At 74.5% G+C, this 11292-nt stretch carries 8 protein-coding genes; 7 read left to right on the plus strand and 1 reads right to left on the minus strand.

Annotated elements, in window-relative coordinates; genetic code table 11:
• Window positions 1-110 precede the first annotated feature (110 nt).
• From D7X96_RS20655 to cheB, 7 genes are read left to right on the plus strand one after another with little or no spacing between them, the layout of a single operon-like run.
• Window positions 111-503 (plus strand): response regulator, encoded by a 393-nt coding sequence (locus D7X96_RS20655; protein WP_120549084.1) that lies wholly within the window; start codon window positions 111-113, stop codon window positions 501-503.
• Window positions 500-2569, plus strand: coding sequence for a chemotaxis protein CheA (locus tag D7X96_RS20660; RefSeq protein ID WP_121723006.1), 2070 nt, complete (start codon window positions 500-502; stop codon window positions 2567-2569). Before D7X96_RS20655 ends, D7X96_RS20660 begins: the two co-directional genes overlap by 4 nt.
• Complete coding sequence (locus D7X96_RS20665) at window positions 2566-3012, plus strand: chemotaxis protein CheW (protein ID WP_120549086.1); 447 nt, start codon at window positions 2566-2568, stop codon at window positions 3010-3012. Before D7X96_RS20660 ends, D7X96_RS20665 begins: the two co-directional genes overlap by 4 nt.
• A complete protein-coding gene (locus D7X96_RS20670; protein WP_121770520.1) occupies window positions 2993-5536 on the plus strand; it encodes a methyl-accepting chemotaxis protein in 2544 nt (847 codons plus the stop codon). Before D7X96_RS20665 ends, D7X96_RS20670 begins: the two co-directional genes overlap by 20 nt.
• Window positions 5533-7902, plus strand: coding sequence for a HEAT repeat domain-containing protein (locus tag D7X96_RS20675; RefSeq protein WP_120549088.1), 2370 nt, complete (start codon window positions 5533-5535; stop codon window positions 7900-7902). The genes D7X96_RS20670 and D7X96_RS20675 overlap by 4 nt, the downstream gene beginning before the upstream one ends.
• Window positions 7903-7920: 18 nt before the next feature.
• Window positions 7921-8742 carry a CheR family methyltransferase gene (locus tag D7X96_RS20680; RefSeq protein ID WP_121723004.1) on the plus strand — a complete coding sequence of 274 codons (822 nt, stop codon included), beginning with the start codon at window positions 7921-7923 and terminating at the stop codon, window positions 8740-8742.
• Complete coding sequence (gene cheB, locus D7X96_RS20685) at window positions 8739-9779, plus strand: chemotaxis-specific protein-glutamate methyltransferase CheB (protein ID WP_121770521.1); 1041 nt, start codon at window positions 8739-8741, stop codon at window positions 9777-9779. Before D7X96_RS20680 ends, cheB begins: the two co-directional genes overlap by 4 nt.
• Before the next feature lie 18 nt (window positions 9780-9797).
• Here cheB and D7X96_RS20690 read toward each other — a convergent pair.
• Window positions 9798-11292: sensor histidine kinase (locus D7X96_RS20690; protein WP_121770526.1), on the minus strand; the 1495-nt coding region annotated here is incomplete at its 5' end.

The raw sequence follows: 11292 nt of genomic DNA on the forward strand, positions 1-11292 counted from the left end.
ATCGTTCAATGCAGGCGTGGACAAGCCAACGTTCAACGCCCGCGAGATGACTCATTTCTTTCAGCGGGTCGGAATCGATCTAGCTTGGCCGGCCGTTTCCAGAGGACGCCATGCCCGAGGTACTCGTCGTCGATGACAGCAAGGTGATGCGCGACATGGTGGTCGCCTGCCTGCGGCCCTATCCGGACAGCCACTTCACCCAGGCGTCCAGCGGGTTGGAGGCCATCGAGCAGCTGTCGCTCAAGCCCTACGACCTGCTCGTCCTGGACCTCAACATGCCCGACATCGGGGGCATCGAGGTGGTGGAGTTCGTGCGCGGACAGGATCACCTGCGCAACCTGCCCATCATCATCGTCACCACGCGAGGCGACGAGGCCTCCCGCGAGCGCGCGCTGCAGGCGGGCGCGAACCGCTTCATGACCAAGCCCTTCACGCCGGACTCCATCCAGGGGGCCGCGCGCGCGCTCCTGGAGAAGTCGCCGGCCGAGGCGTCACGCGGGTGAGCGGCTCCGGGGAGTTCGCCGAGTTCCTCCCCGCGTACCTGGCGGAGGCGGATGAGCTGTTGGCCTCCGCGCAGAAGGACCTGCTGGCGGTGGAGGAGGCCGTACGCAAGGGGCAGGCCCAGCCCCGCGCCGTGCGCGAGCTGTTCCGCGCGCTGCACACGTTGAAGGGCCTGTCCGCCATGGTGGACGTGGAGCCCGTGGTCTCCCTGTCGCACTGGATGGAGGCGTCCTTAAGGCTGGCGGATCAGGCCGGCGGCCGGCTGCCCGAGTCCAGCGTGGAGCCGCTGGTGGAGGGCCTGCGCGCCATCGAGCTGCGCGTGCGGCAGCTGGGCGCCGGCAAGGCCGCGTCGCCCGCGCCCGCGAACCTGCTGGAGCGGCTGGAGGCGCTGGGCCCGCAGGTGCGGGACGCCGCTCCCCGGCGCGCGCGGGCCGTGAAGCTGGACGCGGAGGCCGCGTTCGCCTCCCGCCTGGCCCCGTCCGAGCGCGAGCAGCTGGAGGGCGGGCTCGCGGGGGGACAGCGCGCGCTGCGGCTGGACTTCGTGCCCTCGGCGGAGCGCGCCGCGAAGGGGCTCAACATCAACACCGTGCGCGAGCGGGTGGCGAAGCTCGCGGACATCGTGAAGGTGCTGCCCCTGTCCGGCGCCGCCGCGGGGGGCGCGTCGCTCGCGTTCGCGCTCCTCATCATCACCCGCGCGGAGGACGCCGCGCTGCTGGACGCCGTGGGCGGCCCGCCCGCCGTGGTGCGCTCGCTGGAGGCGCCCGCGCCCGAGGAAGGCCCGTCTTCGGACGCGGCCCCGGACGCGGGCGGCCTGCCCGGCGGCGCCATCCTCGAAGAGGAGCTGGACGAGCCGGAGGTGCGCCGGGGCGGGGGCCTCTTGCGCGTGGAGGTGTCCCGGCTGGACGAGGCCATGGAGTGGCTGGCGGCGCTGGTCGTCAACCGCTCCCGGCTGACGCGCGCGGTGGCGGCGCTCACCCAGGCGGGCGCGCCCACGCGGGAGCTCAACGCCATCCTCCAGGAGAACGGCCGGCAGCTGCGCGACCTGCGCTCGGCCATCCTGCGGCTGCGCATGGTGCGCGTGGGCGACGTGCTGGAGCGGCTGCCCCTGCTGGTGCGCGGCCTGCGCCGCGCCACGGGCAAGGCGGTGCGGCTGGAGCTGGACGTGGGCGACGCGGAGCTGGACAAGGCGGTGGCGGACCGGCTGCTGCCCGCGCTGGTGCACCTGGTGCGCAACGCCGTGGACCACGCGCTGGAGTCCCCCGAGGAGCGCCAGGCCGCGGGCAAGCCCCCCGAGGGACTGGTGCGCCTCACCTGCCACACGCGCGCCAGCGCCCAGCTGGAGCTCACCCTGCGCGACGACGGGCGCGGCGTGGACGCGAATACGGTGGCGAAGGCGGCGAACGCCCCCGTGCCGGACTCCGCGGACGCGCTGCTGGACCTCCTGTGCCGGCCCGGCCTGTCCACGCGCCAGGAGGTCACTCGCACCAGTGGCCGCGGCATGGGCATGGACATCGTGCGGCGCATCGTCGTGGAGCAGCTGGGCGGCGAGCTGCGCATGGACACGCGCAAGGGCGTGGGCACGACCTTCACGGTGTTCGTCCCCCTCACGGTGACGCTGATGGACGCCATCGTCTTCGAGTGCGCGGGCCGCCGGTACGCGGTCGCGGTGGGCACGGTGGAGGAGCTCATCGACGTCGTGGGCGTGGTGCGGCCCGCGGGCGCGGACGGCGTGGGGCTGGTGGAGCGCCGGGGCGCGGCGGTGCCGCTGGTGTCGCTGGCGCGGCTGCTGGACGCGTCCGTGGACCCGGGCGCGGTGGGGCAGGGCGCCAAGGCCCTCATCGTGCGCCAGCGCGGGGAGCCGGTGGCCTTCGCGGTGGACCGGCTCGTGGGACAGCAGGAGATTGTCTTGAGGCCGCTGGAGGATCCGCTGGTGCGCGTGCCGGGCGTGGCGGGCGCCACGGACCTGGGTGACGGCCAGCCCACGCTGGTGCTGGACCTGGGCGCGCTGGGAGCCGCGCGCGCGGGCCGCCGCAAGCGGGCGCCGCGGTCTGGGGAGTGGGTGACATGAACGTGCTGCACGTGCTGTTCAAGGTGGACGGGACGGAGTACGCGATGCCCGCGGCGGACGTGGTGCAGATGGAGTCCTTCACCGGCGCGACGCCGGTGCCCGGGGCCCCCTCCCACGTGGCCGGCCTGGTGCAGGTGCGCGGGCGGGTCATCCCGGTGGTGGATGCGCGCGTGCGCTTCGGCCTGCCGGCGGGGAAGCCGTCGCTGGATTCGCGGGTGGTGGTGGGGCAGCTGGGCGAGCGCACCGTGGGGCTCTTGGTGGACAGCGCCCGCGAGGTGTTGAAGCTGGACCCGCGCACCATCCAGCCGCCCCCACCCATGGTGGTGGAGGGCGCGAAGGGGTTCGTGAAGGCCGTGGCGCAGGTGGGCCCCCGGCTGGTGATGCTCATTGATTTCCCCCGGGTGGTGGGGGAGGAGGCGGCGGATGTCGACGGACAACGGTAGCAGCGTGCGCAAGCTGGAGGACGCTCGCGCGCTGGCGGAGCGCGCCTCGCTCCAGGTCGCGGAGGGCGTGGGGCTGGTGAGGTCCACCGAGCAGCTGGCGACGAAGCTCGCGTCCGCGGGCAACGACCAGGCGGCGGCGGGCGAGCAGGTGAGAATCGCCATCGAGTCCGTGGCCGCGCAGGTGGAGCAGACGAGCACCGCCGTGCAGGCGCTGGTGCGCAGCCAGGTGTCCGTGGGCGAGGCGGCGAAGGGCGTGCAGCTGGAGGCGGAGACCAACGCGGGCACCATGCAGGAGGTGACGGCGTCGGTGTCCAGCGTGCGCAGGGAAGCGGGCACGCTCGCGTCCAGCGCGGACGTGACGGCCTCCACGCTGGAGGAGGTCGCGCGCTCGGTGAAGGGCGTGAGCGCCAACGCGGAGGACCTGGCCGCCTCCAGCGAGGAGCTGCTGGCGAGCATGCAGGAGATGACCGCCACGGTGGAGGACCTGGTGTCGCGCAACCAGACCAGCGCCGCCACCACGGAAGAGGTCGCCGCCACCATTGAAGAGATGTCCAAGGGCATCACCCGCCTCTCCCTGGACGCGCAGGGCGTGGGCGAGCGCATGGGCCAGGTGTCCGGCGCCGTGGTGTCGCTGGGCCGGACGCTCCAGGACGTGGTGCGTGACGCGTCCGCCATGGCCTCCAGCGTGGAGGAGACGGCCTCCACCACGGAGCAGGTGGCCCGCAGCGTGCGCGGCGTCGCGGAGCACACGCGCACCCTGGAGGCGAGCGCGGTCACCACCGCGTCCACCGTGCAGGAGGTGGCCGCCAGCGTGGAGGAGGTGGCCGCCACCGCGGAGAAGAACGCCGCCGTGGTGGACGCCAACGCGGCCACCATCGAGCAGCTGTCGCGCTCCGCCCAGGCGGTGGCCCGCGCGGCGGAGAGCATCAACGGCCTGGCGTCCACCAGCGCCACCGCGTCCTCGCAGCTGGAGTCCTCCACGCGGCGCGCGTCGCAGCTGACGGAGGAGGCGCGGCAGGCCGCCGAGCGCGTGGGCGCGAGCGCGCGCGAGGGCGGCGCCACCGTGACGCGCTCCATCGCGGGCTTTGGCCGCATCCGCCAGTCCATCGTGGAGTCGTCCGGGGTGATGAAGGAGATGGGCCGGCGCGCCGAGGAGATTGGCGACATCGTGCAGACCATCAACCTCATCGCGGACCGCACGAACCTGCTGTCGCTCAACGCCAGCATCGAGGCGGCGCGCGCGGGCGAGCACGGCCGCGGCTTCGCGGTGGTGGCGGAGGAGATCCGCGCCCTGGCGGACCGCGCGGCGGCGGCCAGCAGCGACGTGGCGAAGATTGTCCGGGGCCTGCAGACGACGGCGCGCGAGGCGGCGGTGGCCAACACGGAGGGCATGCGCGCGGCGGACGAGGGCGCGGCGCTGGCGGGCGACGCGGAGCGCGCGCTGGGCACCATCCTCAAGGGCGTGGACGATCTGGGAATGAACGTGCGCGAGGCGTCGCGCGCGTCGACGGAGCAGGTGCAGGCGGTGCAGGCGCTGGTGCAGGCCACGGCGAAGGTGAGCGAGCAGGGGCGGCTCATCGCCGCGTCCTCGGTGGAGCAGGCGCAGGCGGCGCAGGCGCTGGCCCAGAGCGGCACGGAGATGCGGCGCATGGCGCGGCAGACCACCCAGGCCACCCAGGACCAGGCCAAGGCGCTGCGCGACGCGGTGCGCTCCAACAACCAGCTGACGGAGGTGGCGGAGAAGGTGTCGCGCGCGATGCAGGAGCAGGCGCAGGCCGCCACGGACCTGGCCCGGGGCACCGCGCAGATGCGCCAGCTGGTGCAGGGCGTGAGCGCCGCGGTGATGGCGCAGGGCCAGCAGGTGGGCGCGCTGGGCGCGACGGCGCAGGAGGTGGCGGCCTCCACGCAGCGCACGCTCACCGGCATCGCGGAGCAGGCCAAGGCCGCGCAGGAGGTGGCCAAGGCCATGGAGGCCACGCGCAAGGAGGTGGCCCAGTCCACGCGCGCCATGGCGGAGCAGGCCCGCGCGCTCAAGCAGGGCGAGCTGGCCAGCCGTCAGGTGGCCACCCTGGCCAAGGAGGTGACGCGCGCCACGGAGGAGCAGGCCCAGGCGCTCACGTCGCTGGTGCGCGGCGCGGAGGAGGTGCGCCGGGTGGCCCGCTCCACGGCGCGCGCGCTGGATGAGCAGACCGAGGCGCTGTCGCTGCTCACCGCGTCCGCCACCAAGCAGGCCACGGGCGTGGCGGCGGTGGCGAAGGCCGCCGTGGATCAGGCGTCCATGAGCGAGCAGCTGGGCCGGTCCGTGGAGGACATGCGCGGCCGCGCCCGGGAGATCGCCGGCACCACCGCGGAGCAGGCGCGCGCCATGGCCGTCACCGCCCAGGAGGTGAAGGAGGTGGCGGGCCGGCTGGGGCAGCTGTCGCGGCTGCACGGAGAACAGGTGGAGGGGTTGAGTCACCTGAGCGGCCTGTTGGGCGGCTCGGAGCCGGGGTCCGCCCGGAACACCCGGGAGCAGGCCACGTGACCGGTTCAACCGCGAAGCAACACCCGCTGTCGCTGTCCGCGGAGGACCGGGCCCGGGTGGAAGAGGTGGAGCGGCTGGCGCGCCAGGGTCCGGCGAGCCTGCCGGTGCTCGTGGCGGGCCTGGACGCGCCGTCGTGGGCGGTGCGCCGCGCCGTGGTGTCCGCGCTGGCGCGCCTGGGCAGCGCTTCCGTGGAGTCCTTGTGCGAGGTGCTGCGCCACCGCCGGGACAACGAGGCGCGCATCGCCGCCGCGGTGGACGCGCTGGTGGCCGCCACGGGTGAGGTGGAGGGGCCGGTGGAGGCGCTGGGGGACGACCCCAACCCGGCCATCGTCTGCGACGCGGCCCAGGTGCTGGGGCGCCGCCGCAGCCGGCAGTCCGTGCCGCTGTTGGCGCGGCTCATCGTCCACCCGGACGACAACGTGGCGGTGGCCGCGATTGAAGCGCTGGGCCGCGTGGGCGGCGGCGCGGCGGTGGACGCGCTCCTGTCCTCGCTGGGCAGCGGCAACTTCTTCCGCATCTTCCCCGCCATCGACGTGCTGGGCCGCTCGGGCGACCCCACCGTCGTGCCGGCGCTGATGGCGCTGTTGTCAGACCCCTTCTACGTCCTGGAGGCGGCGCGCGCCCTGGGCCGCACCGGCCAGGAGGCCGCGGTGCCCGCGCTGGTGGGCCTGCTCCAGCGCGGCAACGACGCGGTGGTGCGCGTGGCGGCGGTGGCGCTGGTCGAAATCCACGACGCGCAGGTGCAGCGCTTCGGCGGCGCGCGCACGGTGCCGTCGGTGCTGCGCTCGAGTTCCGCGGAGCCGCACCCCATTGGACGCCGGCTGGCCCAGGTCATCGCGGGCGCGGACGCGGGGGAGAAGACCGCGCTGGCGCGCCTGCTGGGCTGGGTGGGCGGCGCGGACGCGGCCACGGGGCTCCTGAGGCTGTTGGATTCGCAGGACCTGGGCGTGTCGCGCGCGGCCGCGGCGGCGCTGGGCGAGCTGGGCGCGGAGGCGGACGCGCAGATATTGCAGGCGCTGCGCGAAGGCGACAGCTCCCGCCGGCGGGTGCTGCTGCCCCTGGTGGGCAAGCGCTCCGCGGCGGTGCCGGACGTGCTGGTGTGCCTGGAGGACCGGGACGCGACGGTGCGCGCGCTGGCGGCGGAGACGCTGTCGCGCATCGGTGACACGTCCGCGGTGCCCGCGCTGTTCGCGCGCCTGTCGGACGAGGACCCGCGCGTGTCGCAGGCGGTGGTGGGCGCCATCCAGTCGCTGGGCAGCGACACGACGGAGACGCTGGCGCTGGAGGCGGCGCGCTCGACGGACGGGCGTCAGCGGCGGGCGGCGCTGCGCATCGTGGCGTACTTCGGCTACCCGCGCGGCCTGGACGCGCTGCTGGCCGCCATGCGGGATCCGGACGAGCGGCTGCGCGACGCGGCCATCTACGGCCTGCCCTTCATCGACGACCCGCGCGCGGTGGACGCGCTCCTGGCCGCCGCCAGCCACGAGTCGGAGCGCACGCGCGCCACCGCCATGCGCGCGCTGGGCCAGACGGACAAGCAGGCGCGCATCACCTCCACGCTGCTGGGCGGCCTGAACGACCGCGACCCGTGGGTGCGCTACTACGCGTGCCAGTCGCTGGGGAAGCTCAACGAGGAGGCCGCCGCGGACGCCATCGTCGCGCTGGCCAACGACGACGCGGGCCAGGTGCGGGTGGCGGTGGTGGACGCGCTGGCGCACATGCACACGGAGAGCGCCATGGCGGCGCTGCGCCGGGCGGCCTCGTCCGCGGACGCGGACGTGCGCCGCGCGGCCCTGCTGGGGCTGGGCGTGGCCCGGCGGCCGGACGCGCTGCCGGTGCTGCTGGAGGCGGTGCACTCGGAGGACCCGGCCACGCGGCTGGTGGCCCTGTCCGCCGTCGCGGAGTACGACGCGCCGGAGACGCTGCCCGCGCTGCTTCGCGCCGCCGGGGACCGGGACGACAGCGTGCGCAGCGCGGCGGTGGGCTTCCTGGCCACGCGCACGGGCCCGCATGCGACGCAGCAGCTGGTGTCGCTGTTGGGGGACGTGATGCTGCGCGAACAGGTGGTGTCCGCGCTGGCGCTGCCGGTGGAGGGCCGGCTGCCCGGGCTGATGGCGGCGCTGGAGGCGGCGGACGACGCGACGGCGCCCCTGCTGGTGGCGGCGCTCGCGCGCATGCGCCGGGCGGACGCGCGGGCGGCGCTGATGCAGTCGCTCGTGGGCGCCAGTCCCGCGGGCCGCCGGGCCTCCGCGCCCGCCGTGGCGGCGCTGGGCACCGTGGAGGCGCGCGAGGCGCTGGACCGGGCCGCCCACCGTGACGAGGACCCGGAAGTGCGCCGGGCCTGCCTCCTGGCCCTGGGCCGCTGAGAAAAGAACCCACGGCCCATGAGCGCGCTGCCGTTGTCCCCGCAGGTCCTGGCCATCCTGTCCATGCTCATCGAGCAGCGCTCGGGCCTGCACTACGGGCCCGAGGACCGGGAGCTGCTGGCGGAGAAGCTGTCCTCCCGGGCGCTGGATGCCGGGTTCGACTCGCTGCTCGACTACTATTATTTCCTCCGCTACGACCCGAAGGGGCCGGAGGCGCTGGCCTCCCTGGTGGAGGCGCTGCTCGTCCACGAGACGTACTTCTTCCGCGAGCCGCAGGCGCTGGAGGTGCTGGTGGACGAGCTGCTCGTTCCAGAGGTCCGCGCCGGCAGGAAGCCCCGGGTGTGGTGCGCGGCGTGCTCCACCGGCGAGGAGCCCCTCACGCTGGCCATGATGCTGGACGCGCGCGGCGTGCTGAATGACGTGTCCATCCTGGCCACGGACCTGAGCGCCCGGGCGCTGGAGCGCGCGAGGACGGGGGAGCACAACCTGCGCTGCCTGCGCGCGCTGCCCCCGGGCGTGATGGGGCGCTGGCTGGAGATGGTGGACGGCCGTCCCCGCGTGCGGCCGGACCTGATGGCCCGCGTGGAGTGGCGCCAGCTCAACCTGGTGGACACGCCGGGCTACCCGGAGCCGGAGAGCTGCACCGCCGTCCTCTGCCGCAACGTGCTCATCTACTTCCAGGACGACACCGCGCGCCGCGTGGTGGACGGCCTCACCCGGACGCTGCGGCCCGGCGGGCACCTGGTGGTGGGCACCTCTGAGTCGCTGATGCGCTTCGGCACGGCGCTTCAGTGCGAGGAGCGCCGGGGCGCGTTCTTCTACAGCAAGGCGGGCCCATGACGTTGCGCGTGCTGGTGGTGGACGACTCGGCGTTCGCGCGCAAGGTGCTGCGCAAGGTGCTGTCGGATGCGGAGGGGCTGGAGGTGGTGGGCACCGCGCGCGACGGGCTGGACGCCCTGGAGCGCGTGGCGGAGCTCAAGCCGGACGTCATCACCCTGGACCTGGTGATGCCGTCGCTGGACGGGGCGGGCTTCCTGCGCGCGCTGGCCGGCATGCCGGAGGCGCCGCGCGTGGTGGTGGTGAGCAGCGCGGGCGCGGACAGCGACCTGGCCGTCTCCGCGCTCCAGGCGGGCGCGGTGGACCTGGTGCACAAGCCCACGGCGCTCGCCACGGACCGGCTCTACGAATTGAGCGCGGAGCTGGTGGAGAAGGTGCGCGTCGCGGGACGCGCGGTGCCGCGCTACGCGCAGGAGCTGGCGGAGGCCGCGAAGGCCCCGGAGGCCCCGCCCATGAAGCCCCTGCCCGCGGCGTCCCCGAAGCTGCTGGCGGTGGGCACGTCCACGGGCGGGCCGCAGGCGCTGACGCGGCTGTTGTCCGCGCTGCCCAGGGACTTCCCGGCGCCGGTGGTGCTCGCGCTGCACATCCCCGCCGGCTACACGGAGGCCGTGGCGAAGCGGCTGGACTCGCAGAGCGCGCTGGAGGTGGTGGAGGCGAGCGACGGCATGGAGCTGGTGCCCGGCCGCGCGGTGCTGGCGCGCGCGGGGTACCACCTCAAGGTCGTGCGGCACGGGTCGCTCAACCTGGTGCGCCTGGACCGCCATCCGCTGGGCACCCCGCACCACCCCTCCGTGGACGTGCTCTTCCAGAGCGTGGCGCAGGTGTGGGGCAGGGACGCGCTGGCGCTGGTGCTCACCGGCATGGGCGAGGACGGCCTCAAGGGCGCGCAGGCCGTGCGGGCCGCCGGCGGCGTGGTGCTCACGGAGGACGAGTCCTCCTGCGTGGTGTACGGCATGCCGCGCGCGGTGGCGGAGGCCGGCCTGTCCAACGGCAGCGCGCCGCTGAACGAACTGGTGCCGCTCATCTCCCGCTTCGTCTGACGAAGCGGGCCCTCGCCTTCAGTGGTGCGAGGGCGGGTGCGGCGGCTCGGGCGGCGGGCCCTTCCGGGGTGGCGCGCGGCGCGGCAGCGTGACGGTGAAGGTGGTGCCGTCGTCCTCGGTGGAGGTGACTTCAATGGTGCCGCCGTGCGCGTGGACGATTTCGCGCACGATGTAGAGCCCCAGGCCGTAGCTCATCTTCAGCGTGCGCGTCTGCTGCGGGCCCTGGCGGAAGGGCTCGAAGAGGTGGGGCAGGGTGGCTTCCGGGATGGGGCGGCCCTGGTTGTGGACCGTCACCACCACCTTGTTGCGCAGGCCGCGCGTCGCCAGGCGCACGGGCGCGTCCGCCGGGCCGTACTTGAGGGCGTTCTCCACCAGGTTGGACACCACCTGCGCCAGGCGGTCCGGGTCCCACTGCCCCTGCGTGTTGCCCTTGGCGTCCACCACGATGTCGCGCTGCGGGTAGGCCACGCGGAACTCGTGCGCCACCTTCGTCAGCAGCTCCTGCGCGTCCGTGCCGCGCGGCTCGATCACCACGCCGCCCACCAGCCGGGCGCGGGTGAAGTCCAGCAGCAGGCGCGTCAGCCGCTCGATGCGCACCGCCGCGGTGGCGATGCGCCGGCTGGTGCGCGCCGTCTCCTCCGCGGGCCCGCCGGCCGCCAGCACGCGCGACCAGTTCATGATGGCGCCGAGCGGGCTGCGGATGTCGTGGCTGATGATGCCCATCAGGTGTTCCTGGAACTCGGAGTGCCGGCGCACCTCTTCTTCCGCCCACCTGCGCTGGGTGATGTCGCGGCTGATGCCGAACAGGCCGAACACGTTCCCTTCCGGGTCGCGCAGCGGGCCCTTGGTGGACAGCCACACGCGCGTGTCCCCGTGGGGGTCCTTCTGCTCATCCTCGTAGGTGAGCGGGTGGCCCGCCTTGAGCACGTCCCGGTCGTGCCTCAGGTTGACCTTCGTCTCGTCGGGCGGGAAGAGCTCCGCGTCGGTGCGGCCACGCACCTCGGCCACCGTGCGGCCCAGGGCGCGCGCGCCCGCGGAGTTGATGACCTGGTAACGGCCCTCCATGTCCTTGATGTAGATGGCGTCGGTGGTGCCCTCCATCACGGCCTGGAAGAGCTCGCCCACGCGCTGCAGCTCATGGCGGGCCTGGAACTCGCGGGAGATGTCGCGGCAGTGCACCAGCAGGCCGCCTTCCACGGGGCGGGCGCTCACCTCGAAGCACAGGCCGCCCTCGTGCCAGCGGTGCTCGTAGGGTTCGGCGGCGGACTGCCCGGTGGCGGGGGCGTCCAGGCGCAGGTGCTGTCCCAGGCCCAGCACGTCCGCCACCTTCTTGCGCAGGTCGTCCCCCGGCTGGACGCGCGCGCCCAGCAGCTCGCGCATGCGCCGGCTCAGGAAGGTGATGCGCCAGCCCGCGTCCACGCCCAGGAAGGCCTCTGGCAGCCCCTCCAGCAGCGCGAGCGGACCCGGGCCAGAGGCCTCCGTCGGAGACGGGGCGGAGGGACGGGAACGCGGG

It is taken from the genome of Corallococcus interemptor (assembly GCF_003668875.1).
Taxonomy (GTDB): Bacteria; Myxococcota; Myxococcia; order Myxococcales; family Myxococcaceae; genus Corallococcus; species Corallococcus interemptor.